19 protein-coding genes are annotated in these 17,542 nt (G+C 29.4%); 7 read left to right on the top strand and 12 right to left on the bottom strand.

From position 1 onward, the window contains the following. Nucleotides 1-73: 73 nt before the first annotated feature. Nucleotides 74-757: a cell division ATP-binding protein FtsE gene (locus BXU10_RS23840; RefSeq protein WP_078229933.1), complete on the top strand. Its 684-nt coding sequence runs from the start codon at nucleotides 74-76 to the stop codon at nucleotides 755-757. A 1-nt stretch (nucleotide 758) separates the two neighbouring features. Here the strand turns inward: BXU10_RS23840 and BXU10_RS23835 are convergent, their stop codons facing one another. Then, a complete protein-coding gene (locus BXU10_RS23835) occupies nucleotides 759-1,580 on the bottom strand; it encodes a 2OG-Fe(II) oxygenase (protein ID WP_189328126.1) in 822 nt (273 codons plus the stop codon). 52 nt (nucleotides 1,581-1,632) lie between these two features. On the opposite strand from BXU10_RS23835, the gene BXU10_RS23830 reads away from it, so the two are divergent. Then, nucleotides 1,633-2,523 carry a glycosyltransferase family 2 protein gene (locus BXU10_RS23830; protein WP_078229932.1) on the top strand — a complete coding sequence of 297 codons (891 nt, stop codon included), beginning with the start codon at nucleotides 1,633-1,635 and terminating at the stop codon, nucleotides 2,521-2,523. Here the strand turns inward: BXU10_RS23830 and BXU10_RS23825 are convergent. The 3 genes from BXU10_RS23825 to BXU10_RS23815 are packed head-to-tail and all read right to left on the bottom strand — an operon-like array spanning nucleotide 2,518 to nucleotide 5,119. After that, nucleotides 2,518-3,615 (bottom strand): glycosyltransferase family 4 protein, encoded by a 1,098-nt coding sequence (locus tag BXU10_RS23825; RefSeq protein ID WP_078229931.1) that lies wholly within the window; start codon nucleotides 3,613-3,615, stop codon nucleotides 2,518-2,520. The two genes, BXU10_RS23830 and BXU10_RS23825, sit on opposite strands and share 6 nt — an antisense overlap. After that, nucleotides 3,612-4,004, bottom strand: a complete 393-nt coding sequence (locus BXU10_RS23820) for an FdtA/QdtA family cupin domain-containing protein (RefSeq protein ID WP_078229930.1) — start codon at nucleotides 4,002-4,004, stop codon at nucleotides 3,612-3,614. The genes BXU10_RS23825 and BXU10_RS23820 overlap by 4 nt, the downstream gene beginning before the upstream one ends. After that, on the bottom strand, nucleotides 4,004-5,119 hold the full coding sequence (locus BXU10_RS23815) for a glycosyltransferase (RefSeq protein WP_189328125.1): 1,116 nt from the start codon (nucleotides 5,117-5,119) through the stop codon (nucleotides 4,004-4,006). The genes BXU10_RS23820 and BXU10_RS23815 overlap by 1 nt, the downstream gene beginning before the upstream one ends. Before the next feature lie 51 nt (nucleotides 5,120-5,170). Here BXU10_RS23815 and BXU10_RS23810 point away from each other — a divergent pair, with 51 nt between their 5' ends. The 4 genes from BXU10_RS23810 (at nucleotide 5,171) to BXU10_RS23795 (ending at nucleotide 9,266) form a co-directional block, all read left to right on the top strand. Continuing rightward, nucleotides 5,171-6,082, top strand: a complete 912-nt coding sequence (locus BXU10_RS23810) for a glycosyltransferase (RefSeq protein ID WP_078229928.1) — start codon at nucleotides 5,171-5,173, stop codon at nucleotides 6,080-6,082. A 786-nt stretch (nucleotides 6,083-6,868) separates the two neighbouring features. Then, a complete protein-coding gene (locus BXU10_RS24860) occupies nucleotides 6,869-7,855 on the top strand; it encodes a hypothetical protein (protein ID WP_123922096.1) in 987 nt (328 codons plus the stop codon). Further along, the gene (locus BXU10_RS23800) at nucleotides 7,852-8,721 is read left to right on the top strand and encodes a decaprenyl-phosphate phosphoribosyltransferase (protein ID WP_078229926.1); all 870 of its coding nucleotides are present in this window, start codon (nucleotides 7,852-7,854) and stop codon (nucleotides 8,719-8,721) included. The genes BXU10_RS24860 and BXU10_RS23800 overlap by 4 nt, the downstream gene beginning before the upstream one ends. Next, on the top strand, nucleotides 8,718-9,266 hold the full coding sequence (locus BXU10_RS23795) for an HAD-IB family phosphatase (protein WP_078229925.1): 549 nt from the start codon (nucleotides 8,718-8,720) through the stop codon (nucleotides 9,264-9,266). The genes BXU10_RS23800 and BXU10_RS23795 overlap by 4 nt, the downstream gene beginning before the upstream one ends. Before the next feature lie 32 nt (nucleotides 9,267-9,298). On the opposite strand, the gene BXU10_RS23790 is transcribed toward BXU10_RS23795, so the two are convergent. The 3 genes from BXU10_RS23790 to BXU10_RS23780 are packed head-to-tail and all read right to left on the bottom strand — an operon-like array spanning nucleotide 9,299 to nucleotide 12,321. After that, nucleotides 9,299-10,756, bottom strand: coding sequence for a hypothetical protein (locus tag BXU10_RS23790; protein WP_078229924.1), 1,458 nt, complete (start codon nucleotides 10,754-10,756; stop codon nucleotides 9,299-9,301). Nucleotides 10,757-10,758: 2 nt separating this feature from the next. Further along, entirely contained in the window at nucleotides 10,759-12,135 is a 1,377-nt protein-coding gene (locus BXU10_RS23785; protein WP_078229923.1) for a nodulation protein NoeA, read from the bottom strand. After that, a complete protein-coding gene (locus tag BXU10_RS23780) occupies nucleotides 12,136-12,321 on the bottom strand; it encodes a hypothetical protein (protein ID WP_078229922.1) in 186 nt (61 codons plus the stop codon). It lies immediately after the preceding gene. A gap of 399 nt (nucleotides 12,322-12,720) precedes the next feature. Here BXU10_RS23780 and BXU10_RS23770 point away from each other — a divergent pair, with 399 nt between their 5' ends. Next, nucleotides 12,721-13,125 (top strand): helix-turn-helix domain-containing protein, encoded by a 405-nt coding sequence (locus BXU10_RS23770; RefSeq protein ID WP_078229920.1) that lies wholly within the window; start codon nucleotides 12,721-12,723, stop codon nucleotides 13,123-13,125. A 310-nt stretch (nucleotides 13,126-13,435) separates the two neighbouring features. Here BXU10_RS23770 and BXU10_RS23765 read toward each other — a convergent pair whose 3' ends face one another. The 5 genes from BXU10_RS23765 to BXU10_RS25105 all read right to left on the bottom strand — a co-directional run bounded on the left by BXU10_RS23765 (nucleotide 13,436) and on the right by BXU10_RS25105 (nucleotide 17,185). Further along, a complete protein-coding gene (locus BXU10_RS23765) occupies nucleotides 13,436-14,338 on the bottom strand; it encodes an IS982 family transposase (protein WP_078227759.1) in 903 nt (300 codons plus the stop codon). A 169-nt stretch (nucleotides 14,339-14,507) separates the two neighbouring features. Further along, a complete protein-coding gene (locus tag BXU10_RS23760) occupies nucleotides 14,508-15,350 on the bottom strand; it encodes a hypothetical protein (RefSeq protein ID WP_078227857.1) in 843 nt (280 codons plus the stop codon). 127 nt (nucleotides 15,351-15,477) lie between these two features. Further along, the gene (locus BXU10_RS23755) at nucleotides 15,478-15,705 is read right to left on the bottom strand and encodes a hypothetical protein (RefSeq protein ID WP_123922003.1); all 228 of its coding nucleotides are present in this window, start codon (nucleotides 15,703-15,705) and stop codon (nucleotides 15,478-15,480) included. Nucleotides 15,706-16,091: 386 nt separating this feature from the next. Next, the gene (locus BXU10_RS23750; RefSeq protein ID WP_123922095.1) at nucleotides 16,092-16,361 is read right to left on the bottom strand and encodes a hypothetical protein; all 270 of its coding nucleotides are present in this window, start codon (nucleotides 16,359-16,361) and stop codon (nucleotides 16,092-16,094) included. A gap of 683 nt (nucleotides 16,362-17,044) precedes the next feature. After that, the gene (locus BXU10_RS25105; RefSeq protein WP_189328124.1) at nucleotides 17,045-17,185 is read right to left on the bottom strand and encodes a hypothetical protein; all 141 of its coding nucleotides are present in this window, start codon (nucleotides 17,183-17,185) and stop codon (nucleotides 17,045-17,047) included. Nucleotides 17,186-17,542 lie beyond the last annotated feature (357 nt).

Genomic DNA, 17,542 nt, shown 5'->3' with positions numbered 1-17,542 from the left:
TTTCTAAGAAATGATTAAAATTTATTTTGAATCCAATCCTTAACTTATTACTTTTACATTCAAATCAATTATTATGTCACAAACCGTACTATCTCTTAAAGATGTCACTATATTTCAGGAAGGAAGAAAAATTTTATCACATATCAATTTAGAAGTTGAACATGGAGAATTTATCTACATAATTGGAAAAACCGGTTCCGGGAAAAGTAGTTTCATGAAAACTTTGTATGGTGATTTACCCCTTTCTGAAGGTGAAGGACATATTGTTGAATTTGATTTGTCTGCTTTAAAGGAAAGTGAGATTCCGTATTTGAGACGTAAAATAGGAATCGTGTTTCAGGATTTCAAATTACTTCCGGACAGAACTGTAAAAGACAACATGCTATTTGTACTTAAAGCAACAGGCTGGGTAGAAAAAGAAGCTATGCAGCATAAAATCGACGAAGTTCTGGATAAGGTTGGCATGAAAGATTTCCTGAACAAAATGCCACATCAGCTTTCCGGAGGTGAACAACAAAGAGTTGCCATTGCAAGAGCTTTGTTAAACGATCCTGAATTTATCCTTGCCGATGAACCAACAGGAAACCTTGATCCTCAAACAAGTTCTGAAGTTTTAGAAGTATTGAAAAAAATCAACTCCAACGGAAAAACCATTATCATGGCTACCCACGATTATGCATTACTGATGAAATTCCCATCTAAAACACTGAAATGTGAGGATGAGCGAATTTTTGAAGTTGTACAACGATCTGTTTAAATTATTTCTTGTAAACATGTGGATTTTCTTTAATACCTTTTTTGAATATTTTCCTAATATTCATTCTTAAAAAAGTATCCATTTTCAAAAGTATATCGGTAAACTTGTGTTCAGGTCTTGCTCTAAAAGAAGTTACGTGAAATTTATCCGTTGCTAAAACCGGGTTTTTTGAAAAATAATAATTCGAAATGCAGCATCTAAATCCGTCATAAACAACCGGTGCAACTGAATGTAACGATTTATTATGAGTAACCATTACTGCCAATCTGTTGAATTTACTATGAATTGTAATTTGATTTTTTTGCAAACCATTAGGCCACAATTCAAGATTACCTCCATATTCTTCTTTCCAGTTGGGAGTTACATAATATAGTAAATTCAATACACGCCAGCGTTCACGGTCTTTATCATGTGAATTATCCAAATGCGGGTTCAGGAATTGTTTGTTTCCCATCATAGAAAGCCCTCCTGCATAAAGAAATTCATCCGGAATTGGATCTTTAATTTGACAAATTTCACCTATTAGCTCTACAATTCTTCTATCCTGAAAAGCATAAATAATTTCTTCTAAAACAGGATTATATAAATTCATTTGAACCGCAACAAATTTATCTTCCTTAATGCTCTTTTTCAGAACCATTTGGTCCTGTTTAGGAAAAACTTTATGCAAGTCAGCTGCCATTTCTTCAGGAAGCAAATTATCCAGAAAAAAATAGCCTATCGCTTCTTTTGATTCTGCAAACTGCTTTGAAAGATGAACTTTTTCATCATTAACTCTTTTATAAATAATTTCAGCAAGCTCAATTCTATTTATAAATTCCATATTTTTGAATGTTTTATTGCGTTACAAATATATCACTAAATAGTTTTCATTAATGCTGTCTATTCTTATTCCGACCTATAATTACAATGTTTATAATCTGGTTTTAGAATTACACAAACAATGTATGGAATTAGGGATTACTTTTGAAATTATTGTAATTGATGACGGGTCAAATACAAGTATTTTAGAAAATGAAAAAATAAATACTTTACAATATTCTCGCTACGAAATGTTACACTCTAATATTGGGAGAAGTAAAATCCGGAATTTATTGGCTCAAAAAGGAAATTATCAATGGTTACTTTTTCTCGATGCAGATGTATTTCCTAAAAACAAAAACTTTATCTCAGCTTACATTCAATGTATAAATAATGAAGAGAAAACAGTTAATGGAGGTTTATTATATCCTGAAAAAAAACCAGAAAGAAACAAACTTTTTCGTTGGATCTATGGAAAGAGAAGAGAAGCATTACCCTTCGAAAAAAGAAAAAAAAATCCTTATTTAAGTTTCTTAACACTCAATTTTTTAATAAATAAATCTGTTTTTGAAAAGGTTTCGTTTAATGAAACAATACCCAATCTTAGACATGAAGACACTTTGTTTTCGTATAACCTGATGCAAAAAAACATTACAATTGAACATATTGGCAACCCTGTATACCATTATGGAATGGATGATTTTGAAATTGCCATCAGAAAGGAAAATGAATCCTTAACCGCTTTAAAATACTTAATCGATAATAAGCTGATATCAAAAGATTACGTTCGGATTTCTAAATTATTTTCGAAGATTAAGAAATTAAATCTAATTCCTATTCTTGTATTATTTCATAAATTGACCAAATACCTTTTTCTAAAAAACCTGGCCGGCAAAAATCCATCATTATATATTTTTGATTTATATCGTTTGGGATATATGTCTAAGCTTGAAAAAAAATTATGATGTTTTCTTTAAATCTTCAAAAAGAGCAATCCAGGTATTCATTATCAACCGAATTTCATATTGTTCTGTAGTTTTTTTTGCGTTTTTACCAAGTTCTAAACGCAGGTCTTTATCTTTCATTAAAAGCTCCAATTTTTCTACAAATAAACCAATATTATCATCTTCAATTAGAAAGCCGTTTTGGTTATTTTCGATAATTTCTCCAGGACCAGAACTACAATCATAAGCTACAGATGGTAAACCACAATTCATGGCTTCTAAAAGAACCATAGGAAAGGCTTCTGAACGGGAAGTCATTAAAAAAACGGAGGACTGATTGTAGCAATCTTCAATATCTGCAACAGGAGAAATGAAATTTATCTTTTTAGCAATTTTCATCTTCTCAGCATTTTTTTGATACTTTAAATCCGCATCCCACTGCCCATATACATCAAGAATCCAGTCTGGATAATTTTTCAGTACTTCTTTCCAGATCAACAATAATCTGTCTAAGCCCTTTTCATAACTATGTCTGCAAACAGCTATTGCCTTTTTGTTTTTTAGACTTGCCTGACTTTCAGAAATAAAACTGACCGGATTTGGAATTACTTTAGAATTGTTAATCTTCCATTCCTTAGCTCCTTTTTCTGTTAGTACAATAAATTTGTCAAATTTTCTGGAGGTAATTCTTTTTAAGAATAAAATAATTTCAGATCTTACCTTATTTAAGAATCCTTTTTTCTGTATTTTTTTCAGATTAACAGAAACATGTGTTTCGAAAACTAATGGTGTTTTAGACTTTATTAGCCAAGGTATAAAAATCCACAAAACAGCATCACAAACAATCACGATATCGGGTTTTTGATCATAAATTATTTTTTTGATTAACTGTAAATATCTCCACAAAAACAAGGCTTTATTTTTACTTTTATCAATCGTAAACCATTGTATTTTAGAGTCAAATGGATAAAAAAAATCCCCATTACAGTCATTTACAGTTAGAATATCAACCTTATAATTCAAAACTGAAACTAAATAATTCGCTTTTAAAGCTACAACCCTCGCAATTCCACCAGAGTTTTTGATATCTGGTGTTATATATAGAATTTTCATTTTTTAGACATTCGGAATTCATCAAAATCCCTTATATAATCATCTTCTTCATAAACCGCAGATGCTAAAACCAAACATACTGCACCCGAAGAAAAATTTTCTAACTCTCTCCATATATTATCTTTTATGAGAAGTCCTTTATCCGGTTTATTTAAAGTAACCGTTTTTATATCATTTCCATCTTTAAGTACCACATCAAAGCTTCCGGAAATAGCAATAAGTACTTGTTGCAGTTTTTTATGCGAATGACCTCCGCGTATGGATGAACTTGGAATATCATACAGATAATAAACTCTTTTTATATCAAACGGAATAACTTCATTTTCAACGACAGCTATATTACCCAATCGGTTTTCTATTTTTGGAATATCTATAATTTCTATTTTCATTATTGGGTATTCGTTTTATTATAAATATCTATTTTCATCAAATCTAACCATTGTTTTCCAATATTGTCTAAAGAAAATTGCTGAATACTGTCGAAAGCATTCTTTTTACAATAGCTGTATAATTCTTTATCTTCTACGAACAAATTCATGGCTTCTGTTAATTTTTCAAGATTTTGATTTTCAACTAAGAGCCCATTTTTTTTGTGTTCAATAATTATGCTCGGACCACAAGAACAATCAAAAGAAATAACTGGTGTATTACTGGCTAAAGATTCTAATAGCACATTGGGAAAACCTTCATTCTTACTGCTAAGCACTAAGAATTTAGCCTTTCTTAAATATTTAAAAGGATTATTTTTAAATCCTAACAAATGAACAAAATTTTGGATATTATTATCTCTAATGACTTTTGTTAAAACATCTTTGTTACCGCTACCAATAATCACTAAATGTATGTCTTTTTGATGTAAAATTGAATCAGCATAACTTAAAATTAATTTATCAAACTGTTTTATGTTATCAGCATATTGACCAATTGCTATTATATAATCATAGTCTGTTTGGATGTTTATATTGCCTTTTTTATTTATTTCATCCAGGTTTACAGAATTGTAAATTGAAGTTATATTTTGTAAATTATATTTATATTCTACAAGCTCTTTAATTTCAGGAACAATTGCTATAGTTGCATAATTTTTCTTATATATTAGTTGTGTCAGCCAAACACTTTTGGGCATATAATAGTCAATCAAAAAACTATGAATCGTTAAAATTGTTTTAGTTTTGTAAATAAATCTGGAAATTACAAATTCCTGAATTACCTTGGTTCTTGGACGAAAATCTATAATAAAATCAAAATTATTTGCTTTCAAATATCTTCGTAAATGAATCAGCCTTTTTAATTTATTTGCAAAATTATTACTTTCGTTTTTAAGCAAGCCCATATTAAAATGTTTTCCTGAATACGGGAATACTACTCCATCCAATACAGTAATAATATGAACCTCGATTCCTTTTTTTTCTAAAAAAATAGACAAATTAGCCATTACTTTTTCACCTCCACCTTTGCTTAAACTAAATCCTACCAATGCAATTTTATATTTTTTCTCAGGCATTGTCCTTCTATTTATTATTTTTGTCTCAAATATAAACATTTATAAAAATTAATGTCAAACAATCCACTTGTAACTGTTATCTGTTTATGTTATAATCACGAAGCTTACGTAACTGAGAGTTTAGACTCTGTTATAAATCAGTCCTACTTACCTATCCAACTTATTATAGTTGATGATTTTAGTACGGATAATTCAAAAGTAGTAATTGAAAATTGGATTCAAAATCATCCTAAAATAAAATTCATTACTAATGAAACCAACTTAGGAAACACCAAATCCTTTAACAAAGCATTGCAAGAAGCTAAAGGAGAATACATAATTGATTTAGCTACCGATGATATTTTATTACCTAATTGTGTAATGACACAAATCAATGCTTTTAAAAATAGTACTTTTAAAAATCTTGGTGTTGTTTATGGAAATGCTGAACTAATTTCAGAAAAAGGTCTATTTAATTCCTTCTACTTTCCTGTTAACGCTCAAAAAAAAGTCATCGAAAAAAGAATTACAGGTGATATTTACCAAAATGTACTTTCCGATTTTTATAGTATTTGTTCTGTCTCTGCAATGATAAAAAAAAGCGTCATAGACCATCTAGAAGGATATGATGAATCCCTAGCCTATGAAGATTTAGATTTCTGGATGCGAGCTTCTCGAATTTATGATTTTGATTTTATAGATGAAGTGATCATGCAGAAACGAATTGTCTCTAATTCTTTAGCAACTAACTTCTATAAAAAAAATGATCCACAAACTAAAAAAATAGATTATTCTACTTACTTAATTTTAAAAAAAGGTATCCAATTAAATCAAAGCATACAAGAAGACCTTGCTATTCAAAAAAGAGTACACAACAGCATTATCAATTGCCTCGAAAATAAAAATTATTGGTTAGTTTTGAAAAATTTTAAACTTAGAATTATTTTAGCATGGAGAAAAAAATTTAAAAAATATATTGTCTAAATTTCTTTAAGGTCAATTACATCCTACGATTTTCAAATTCAATATGAAACTTTAAAATAAATTAGGTATATAAAACAATACTTAAAAAGCCTGATTGTTTGGATTGTCACAAAAGTTTATATTTGTAATGAAATATTTGAAACTCGGCTTATCATAATGAAAATAAATAAATACAAGATTCTTTTTGGAATAATTATTCTTTTCTACAGTTTGATTTTAAGTCAATTTGGTTTTGAAAATTTCGATTCGGGCTATATGTCTAGTTTTTCATGGAGAATAATAAATGGCCAAGATGCATATTCTGATTTTATTTATAAATTCCCCCCAGTTGTAATCTATTTTCATGCTTTGTTTATGAAAATATTACCCGAAACAGGCCAGTTTTTCATGTTCAGAATTCTTAGCTACATATTTTTTGCACTCCAAGTTTTTTTTACCGTATCTGGCTTTAATAATATTTATGATCTAAAAAAATATAGCATTGACAAATGGGCAGTAATGTCTTTTTGCTATATTGTTTCAATACATAATTTCATTTCCTGCCCATGGCCGACGACTGATGGCCTTTTATTTTTTTCAGTTGCTTTTTGGTTATTTTCCATTAACGCCAAACAAAGTTTCAGTTATTTTTTTGCAATTGCTTTTTTTTGCGTTTTATCAGCGTTATCAAAACAATCTTTTTATTTAGTACCACTATTTTTTTTAACTTGGATATTGGTAAAATATGATTACAAAAAAACTCTTTTATTTTTCACTCAGATTGTAATTATCTTAATTATTTTCTTTGTGCTGGTTTACCATTATTTATCACTTGATAATTTCATCAAACAAACAACCGGAGAAACGACACTACATCAACTTTTTTACACAGGAATTCATAATTACATTTATATTCCAATTACTTTATTTTTGATTCTGCTTATCCTTTCCACTGTTTTTATTTTTGGATATAAATACTTTTTTAAACTAAAAGTCCAATCATTGCTTTCTTACTTAAAATGGATTTCAATTACATTATTTATAATTTCAATATCAACCTTTTTTATCCATAAAATAGAGATTGGCAGCAGAATAGCTTTTATAGCCTGTATTATTGCATTATTGTATGTTCTTCTTTATAAAAAAAAAACAATATCATTTGTTTTCCCAATATTGATTTTACTGGCAATAGCCTGGTCAACCTCTATTAGCTGGGGATATCCTTTTCCAATTTTATTTGCAACAGGTATAATTTTAAGTTTTATAGTCTTAATAAAAGATGAATTATTAATACAGCCTAAATATTATTTTTGGATTTGTTTGCCTTTATGTACTGCTGCATTTGCATACAATATAAAACCTTATCGTGAAACTAATATTTTTGAACTTAAATATTCTTTAGAGTCGGTTTCTCCTAAATTGAAATTTATAAAAACAAATAAGAAAAACTTTGAAAAGCATATGGAATTAAAATTATTAATTTCAAAATATGGACAAAACTATATTGTAGCCCCAAGTTTACCATTGGCCAATTATTTATTCAACAATCAAAGTAAACTACCTGGCGATTGGATTATTAATACCGAAATTAACAGACAATTTGGTTTATTTATAAAATTAGCTTCCAATAAAAAAAATTATATTTTTTTAGAAAAATCATTTTTAAATCACGAAGAATGTGTAGGGCCCAAATTAAATGATTTTAGCAGCATAGGAGTTTATATTTACAAAAATTTTAATCAAATAGAAAACACAAAATATTTTATAGTCTACAATTCAGAAAAGAAAAAATGAAAAATTATCTGCAATTAATCCGAGTTGAACAGTATGTGAAAAATCTATTTGTTTTTGCACCACTTTTTTTTTCTGGCGCTTTTTTAGAACGTGAAAAAACAATAATTGTAATTTTTACTTTTTTGTGTTTTTGTATAACAGCAAGCAGTATTTATATTCTCAATGATTATTTTGATGTTAGACAAGATAAATTACATCCTGAGAAATCAAAAAGACCATTAGCTTCCGGAAAGATTACCACAAAAAAAGCTTTCTTATTAATGTTTATTTTAATGTTCATATCCTTGGGAAGTTCCTACTTGATAAGTTTGGAATTATTCAAAGTAATTTTGTTTTATATAATCATGAATATTTTATATTCTAAATGGTTTAAACATATTGCCATTTTAGATATAAACATAATTGCTTTGGGATTTGTATTGCGTTTGTTTGCTGGAGCAGCTGTTTCAAATGTAATTCCTTCTGTCTGGATTTTATTGATCACCTATCTGTTAGCACTTTTCTTAGCTATTGCGAAAAGAAGAACAGATGTTGTTTTAGCACAAAACGGCCAACAAGTCCGCAAAAATATAGAAGGATATAATCTTATTTTTATTGATATAACGCTCGGTATTTTAGCATCTGTACTCATTGTTTGTTATATTTTCTATTGTATTGCTCCCGAGAACCAAATTCATTATAAGTCAAAATTATTATATGTTTCTATAATTTTGGTCATGAATGGTATCTTCAGATATTTGAAATTAAGCTTAGTGGATCAAAGTACTTATTCACCAACTAAAATTGTACTAAATGACACTTTTATACAATTCACAATCTTATCCTGGTCATTATTAATGGGTTACTTATTATATTTTAACCATTGAAAGCAGATACTACTTTGGCTCTTTTTGATTTTGACAAAACACTTTATATAAAAGATAGTTTGGTTGAATTTACGAAATTTTCACAAGGAAATTTACGTTTTTATTTAGGACTGTTATACCTCTCTCCCTATTTAATTTTAATGAAATCAGGAATATTGTCTAATAAAAATGTTAAACAGAAATACATTACATTTTTTTTTAAATCAATAGAGTATGACTGTTTTAAAAAAATGGCAACTGATTTTGCTGTTCAGGAAATTGAAAGAAATTTAAATCCTGAAATATATGAAAAATTTCTAATGCATATAAATGCAAAACATCAAGTATTCATAGTAACTGCCTCTATTCCAGAATGGATAGAACCCTGGAGTCAGAAATTCGGGGTAAAAGTAATTGGCAGTAATTGGGAAATTGCGGACAATAAGATTACCGGAAAATTAGCTACTGAAAATTGTTACGGCAAAGAAAAAGTAAACCGAATAAATGAAACTCTTGATTTGGAAAAATTTGATAAAAATTTATGTTTATGGCTCTGGAAAAGGTGATTCAGAAATGCTACAACTTTTTAAAGAATAACTTATTCTAAAACTTTCACAACTGGTTTTCTAAAATAATTATCGTGATTAATATTATAACTCCCATCATTTTCCAGATTATCTAATAATGATTTATCTTCACTTAAATAAGAAAATAATATCCTGAATATATTAACATTCGTTTTCAGTTTTTCATCATATTGATTATGCATCTCATCATTCCATTTTATAGCAATTAAGTTACTGTAAATTGATTTAATCAATGATTTATCTTTTTCAACAAACATTTGGGGATCACTTACAAGACCAACAAATCCTCCATGATCAGAGGCAATCAAAATTATAGCATGAGGATCCTTCTTATTTATCAAATCAACCATTTCTTTTATCCAGATATTAGCCTGTTCAATATGCTTCAGGTATAAATTACGTTCAGCTTTTTTTCCAGTTCCATCAAAATGTATATGTCCCGGAGTCAGTTTTTGAATAAAATAAAATTTAGGTTGTTTGTTATTCTCATTGATTCTTAAACATTTTTTAAAATCAGAAGAGACATCTTTATGAATAATAAATCCATTATCAAAAAAAGGAATTTCTGAGTTACTGATATTATAAAAGTCATAATTTTGTTTTGTCCAGTTTTGTTGAAAATAACTAACTTCGGTAATAAAAAAAGTTTTATAATTATTATTTTTCAATATAGAAATTACAGGATTATTTCCAACAATTATATTCCTCGAATTTTCAACTTCATATTCACCAAATAAATTATTTCCAAAATAATGATGTTTCATACTGAACATCGATGCATTTGAGACTAAGGTAATAGGATAATTACTCCTGGTATTTGTGTAAACTACAAATGATTTTTCCTTTAACCAATCATACAACACATTTTTATAATTATATGGCGGTAATGACATTACTTCTTCTCCGCTATAGCCATCAGGTTCAATGAAATAAATATTTGGCTTCTTTTTAAATTTAATGCTTTCAATAGCATCAGCTTGGTTCATCCAACTTGTAGTATTAGTCAGATTTTTATAAATTATGATATACCCACACTTAAAAAATGGTATTACTGATAAAAAAACAATAAATAATAGTACTTTTTTATAGTGCTTATAACCTTTTAACGATAAAAGGCATAAAATTATAAGCAATGCAAATAATACTTTTTTCTTTATTGTTAAATAATAAACTTGCGATAAAAAAACACACATTATTTCAATCATCAAAATAAACAACACATGTTTTTTATAAGGTTTCCATTTTTCAAAGCTATTAAATACTTTATAAAAAACATAAGTAGTAACAGTTGGAACCAGCAAAAACAAAAAGCTAAAAAAAAGAAAATGTTGATATGAATTTATAGATTCGTAATTATTGGAATAATAAAAAAACATTGGATAAAAACCGGAAACAAACCCCGCCAGCAAAGGATAATCCTTTTCTCCTTTGATAAAATTGTCAAATTGTGTTTTGATACCAGAATTCATTTTTATGGATTAAGACGTTTCAAACTATATAAAATTCTTTCAGAAGACGCAATTTTCTCTTTCTTTATGATTTCAAAATAAACAGTATATTCTTTTTCGAAATTTTCTTCGTTGTAAAAGTCAAAATGACCTGCGAATTCTCTTTTACTGTCCAATAAAAACTGAACCCACGAATCTGTTCTTGTAGGGAATTCAATCAAAAGGTTCGAAGCCATTTTTGAGAAAAACTGAGCCGAAAATGAAAATGGAATATTTCCGGATAAAGTAATATGATGAATTACGGCCAAAGCGAGGCAAGCATCAAGATTTTGCGCTTTCACTCTATCAACAAAAGAAAAACGCTCTTCGTTATTGAAACCATAATTTGCAGCCGGATTTAATACATCTGCAACGAGCGGTAATATGTTTTTTTCTTTATTTTTTAGTACCTGCCTGTAATTTTGTTCTACTGCATTAGCGTCAACGTCTGCTACAATTAATAACTCTGCCTGCTCTTTTAACTCGCGCGAAAAGGTACCATCATTGCCTCCAATATCAATTAAAGATTTTCCTTTTATGGATAAAAACCAATCCTTAACAAACTCTTTCTTAAATTGATACGCAATATCATTATAATTAATCTGATTGTAATAATGATCCCATTCTGTTTTTTCGTTAACCGATAAATTTAGAATGTAATCATACAAACCGTCAATTAGTTTAATTTGAGAAGCTTTAGATAGATCATTGTTAACTGTTTTCTTGTCAGATTCGTATTTCTTGTCATATTTGGCTAACAAGTGAATATTCATCAATAATGTAGGACTAAAATAGCTTTTGACAGGCAGTAACAGTGACAGTTTTTGTAACGAAAGACCGTCAAGGTTTTGAGACAGCATTTTTAAATGCTCCTGCCCAAAATATTTTGCCAGGACTAAAGGACCTAAAAAGTGCATTATAAACTGTTTGTAAGCCAGCCAGGGATTGTTTTCTTTATAAAAATCAAAAGACAGGGTGTCTATAAAAACAGGTTTCCCTTCATGAAAAGTGATGTTAAACGCTGAAGCATCTTTTAACGTAAAATTATTTTGCAGAGACAGCTTTTGGATTTTCAAAGTCAGCAAAGCCGCATGTTTATATTGTAAAAAACTCCATTCGTAAGGATAAGTTACAAAGGAAATTTTTTGTGCTTCTATAATGATCTGATCTTGGTTTTCCTGAACTGTTTTGTGCGGAATTAAATATTTTTTTTCAAAAAGAGTATCATAGAAACCACTTTCTGTTAAAGATTTGTATTGACTGAAATAAAGCGGTTTTATTACTCTTTTAATGTTTCCGTCTTCTACAAAAACATATCCGGACGGATCCCTAAATGAAGAAGTCGTTCTTGTGTTTTCCATTTATTGCTGATCTTCCTTAGTATCGGTATCATCCATTAAATCATCTTCTGCTTTGTTTTTGATTCCAAAAACAGATTTTATTTTATGTACAACTGTTCTGTAAAACAATAATACTCCTGCTACAGCAGCCGCTAAAAACTGAACAATCAAAGCGCCAGTTCCCGGATCAAAATATAATGGAATCATATTTACGTATTTTTTTTCAAAAATACCTAAATTTAAGTAAATTCATAATGTATATGCCTACAAATTAACTTATACTATTCTTTTTATTTTTTATATTTAATTAAAGCTAATTATTATTGGCATCTTATTTTTTCCTGCCACTACCTGATAAATCTTCTTAGTATCAGAATTATAAAAAAGTTAATCTGCTAAAAAAGAAAATGTAGTTTTCATGCACTATCTATGCTTTATCCATAAAGCTGTCTTGTCATAAAAGTGTGTTTTACTATTTACCGGCAAAGTTCTAATTTTAAAATTATGATCTATAATATCTGATAAAAAACATGTTTTACCTGACATTTTTTTATCTTTGAAACTAAAAGGCTTTATCTTTGGGCCATTAGAAAATCGATACTCGTTATGGAACAGAAAATACATCAGGGAAGAAACGTAAAACGTTTTAGAGAAATGCTAGGCATCAAACAGGAAGCACTGGCTTATGATCTGGGAGATGACTGGAACCAGAAGAAAATTTCTATCCTGGAGCAGAAAGATGTTATTGAAGACAGTCTGCTTAAACAAATATCAAATTCGTTAAGAATCCCTGTTGAGGCATTTCAAAATTTTGATGAGGAGCAGGCAATAAATATTATTTCTAATACATTTCATGACACTCAAGGCTTAATAAATTACAGCCCAACTTTCAATAATAATCCAATCGACAAATTGATTTCACTTCATGAAGAAAAGATCGCACTATATGAGCGTATGCTGAAAGAGAAAGATGAAATGATGGCAAGGCTTGAAAAGCTAATCAATAAATAATCCCTTGTTTTTCGAAGTATTCTTTACTAACGTTGTTCATGTTTGTCAAGTGCTTGGTGTCTACTTACAACAGTTAACCATTTTATAAAGTATACTAAAATAAGTTTAATATAAAAGTAAACCCTCGCAATTTGCGAGGGTTTACTTTTATATACTTTACAGAGTACCCGTTCCTATATGCCACTAAAATGTTTTTTGGCAGTTGCATACTCACCGATACCCCTTGAAACGCATACAATTATCAAGACATTCACGGAAAAAGTCGGGAGACTTTTTTCCTATTTTAACGTGAGTTCGATGTAAACAATAATTAAGCTACAAGCCTGTTGTTTTCAAAATCAATATTTATAGAAGGCTTTTTAGGGAAGAAAGAATAGGCTATTAGTGCTGATAATAAATTAGTTATAAAGTTATCAAAACTTCTGTGTCTTGTATGTTCTATTTGACAAATATTTTTCAATTGATCATAAACAGTTTCAATTAATGAGCGCTTTCTTAGCATAATTTTATCTTGTAAAAGCATCATACTATTTTTCATGTTCTTTTTGATTTTAGTAATCAAATGCACACCATCTATAAAAAGCTGTTCAAACAAATCTTTTCCAATATATCCTTTGTCACCAAAAAGTTTTCCAAAAATTCTTTTGTGAAAGTTATTGCTTTTTAAAGGTTCTCTATCATCAACATTGGCTTGAGTAAAGATAAAATCAAGAATTTCTCCCTTATCATTTATAATTAAGTGTAATTTAAACCCAAAGAACCATCCCGTTGAAGTATGCCCTTTTGTAGCTAAATCTTTGAATGTTTTATGCTGTTTTTCCCGTCTAATATGGCATGCTCTCAAAGGGGTAGAGTCAATTATAGAAATTCCTGTGCATTGACCTAAACAGCAGGTTTTCAAAAATAGGGCCATTGGTACAGCGGTTCTTTTTTGAAGTTCCACAAATCTATTGTAAGACACAAGGTTTGGAAATTCGTTATTCAAATGTTTTCCTATATAAAACAAGTAAAAATGTTTTAAGTTTTTGAAACCCATAGTGTGAAATAGCACTAAAATGGTTATAACTTCACTATCTGACATAATAAATTTTCGGTTTCTTTTCTTTGGAGCCTCTTTTTCTTTTAAGCTATGAGCAGCTATAGTTTTATCAAATTCTTTACAGAATTCGTCTATAAGAAAGTAAATTTCAGTAATTTTATTCGCATCTAACATAGAGGTGGTTTTAAATGTAATTAATTGTTTGTCAGGATTTAATATACATAAACCATCTCTATTTTTCAAATATATCCTTCCTTTTTTATGTCGAACTCACGTTATTTTATGGCTTTCAAGAACTTTTAAAAACCTGCAAAAGTCATGAGACTTTGCTGAGCGGGGATATTTATCGCTTAACCCTTAAAAATACTTTTTTATTATTAGAATGATATTCTAAACAAGGAATTGGAAGATTTAAATTTTCTTTGTCTATTTCATCATAATTACCGCTTGCTAAAATTTTAATTTTTGTTATTCCAATATTTTTTCTAATAAACTCATTGGCTAACATTCTATTATTTAACCCTACATCAAATGTATCTCCATAATAATTAGCATAGAGTAAACCTGTTTTAGTTTCTATTTCAAAAAGCACCTGATATAATCCAGATATTTCAAAAAAGAAATTATTATCCTTATTGTAAATAATTTTATTATAATAGCTTGTATAATTTTCTGGATAAGCACTAAATTTTTGAATATATTCTCGATTATATGTATATGAATCTACTGTATTTCCGAGTCCAGGATTCCTAATTCTTTGCCTTTCAAATATAGGGTTTGGAATAGGAATTTCACATAATATCTCATTTTTAAACCTTATTAAAGTTAATTGAAATTTATTATACTCTTCAAATGCAATATAATTCTCTATGTTACTTTCACAATTAAACTCTTCAGAGGCATCTTCAAATAATCTAAATATTGGTATTGAATAATAATACAAATCTTCTAACTTGTAATTTAGTGATATTGCTGTTTCTTTAACATAAGGAAAAATATCTGCTTCGTTATATTTAATAATCTGCTTATTATATAATACTTTAACACTATCTTCAGCAATTTTATTATAAAAACTTCTATCATAACGAAAAACTATTGTATCAAACAAATCTTGCTTTTTATTTGTTTGAGCGAAAGTACAAATCGTAAAAAAGAATAAAATAATTTTTGTTTTTATGGATGCCATACACTAAATATTTGTTTTACAATTTTCCCACTAATTCCTTGCAATGGTCTATAGTTGTTTAATTGTATTAAATTATGACTAAAATCAAGCATATATGCAGCCCTACTAACAGAAACATTATGACCATTTAATATCCTAAATTAAATTGGACTATCCTACCATTTCCCATTTCGTTTGCAATCCAAGGCATTACACTTTCATTATTCATAGGTCCTACATACTGATTAACGGTATAACCAGCGGCTTCATAATGAGGAATTACCTGATCTAGCATTAATCCTGCTGAGCGAAGTCTCCCGACTTCGTACCCGTTCCTACATATACCGCTACAACGTTTTTTGGCAGTTGTACTCACCGATAACCCTTGAAACGCATACAATGATCAAGACATTCATGGAAAAGTTGGGAGACTTTTATCATATTTTATGGCTTTCAAGAACTTTTAAAAATCCGCAAAGTCTCACGACTTTGCGGAGCGGGTTTGTTGTTTTAACCGCGTTACAAACGCTACGATTTATCTTTTAATTAAGTAGGCACTCGCTATAAGCAAGCGCCAGAGTTGTCGACAAACGAGTGCCAGTGGGTTCAATCGAACTTAACAAGACCGCCACACGAAAGGATTCGTGCGGTAGCTGGGGAAGTAATTTAAACTTTCACTTATGACATTACCATTTTCATCTTTGGCATATCTTCTGGAATATAATAAGTTTTCTGAATTTTCCCCGCCATGTGCTACATGATTTAAAGCACTAACAAAAAAAACCACTTATTGCACCTTGCCAGAAATTTCCTTTTGTTAGGATTGCACCACCACCGCCACTTATTGTAACCAAAAGCAATAGTCCCAAATCCATTAGTCATACGTAATTCTCCACTTAATCCGTAATGCATTGTTTCTTTTGTAACATTCCCTACTGTTTCAGAACTCATACCTCCACTCCAGGGAAGTCTCGCGACTTCGTACCCGTTCCTACATATACCGCTACAACGTTTTTTGGCAGTTGTACTCACCGATAACCCTTGAAACGCATACAATGATCAAGACATTCATGGAAAAGTTGGGAGACTTTTATCATATTTTATGGCTTTCAAGAACTTTTAAAAATCCGCAAAGTCGTGATACTTTGCGGAGCAGGACGATGTATTTTTTTCTACTCTTTGTAGACTCTCTTTGCGGGCACGGAAAAAATTTCCGCCTATCGTTGTCTACATATTTGCGCAATCAGGTATAACCACGGTCGAGCATCATAAGCCATGCTCCTGTACTATTTGTGTGCAGGGTTGATCGCAACACCTTTTTTTTTTTGTAACTTGACCAGATTTCTTTGTAGGCACGAGACTGAGGCATCGCGCTAGCCGTTACTTAATTCTGCTTACGCCAGCCTCATTCACATTTCCCAACTATATCCTCCTATTTCCGAGTTTATATAAAAATTTTCACTTAATTAAAATTACTTTATTAGATTCCATACTTTTATCATAAAGTCTGTAGCCTTTTTGTTTCAAAGCTTAATTGTATTTAAAGTTATAAAGTCAGATATAGTATGTAAGCTTTTATCAGGATATCTAAAAGATATCAACAACTTATCCTCTTCTTTATAATTTTCTATCTCCCAAAAGCAATATTTCGAAATATCTAGATGTAATTTAAACAGGGATTTCAATCGTTATTGTTTCTCCGGCTGGTATCAAGATTAAGTCTGTAATTCCAATATTTTTCTTCTTCTGTTCCATAAAGCATTGAGTTTATTCGATTCTTCATCTAATAAATGTTCATTAAAACAATTAGGTGTATACCAATTTATTGGTGCTTCTTCTGCATTATATGTACACATATAAAGGAAAAAAAACTATTCTCTTTGGCGGACAACATAAATTTCCATTTTTCACTTCGGGAGAATTTAAAATTGGTAAATAATAGTTACACTGAGTATTGTTGATTATCAACATGGTAAGCATTCCATTATTTCTAACAATTTCATTCTGTATTTTTAACTCTATATCATTACTTACTTCTTTTTTTGAAATACAAGAATTCATCATCAAAGAAAAAAATATTAAAGTGATTATTCTCATTTCCATACACTTTGTTAATTTACTAAATTTAAAAAATGATTATATTTATCCTTATTTAAATTAGAAGATCCCATACATTCTTCCCATCCATATGCCTTTGTTTCAGAATAAGCTGG

Origin of the sequence: Flavobacterium sp. LM4, assembly GCF_002017935.1 — a bacterium.
GTDB lineage: Bacteria > Bacteroidota > Bacteroidia > Flavobacteriales > Flavobacteriaceae > Flavobacterium > Flavobacterium chungangense.
The sequence above is the reverse complement of the archived record's forward strand: the minus strand, read 5'-3'. Positions and strand labels throughout refer to the sequence as shown.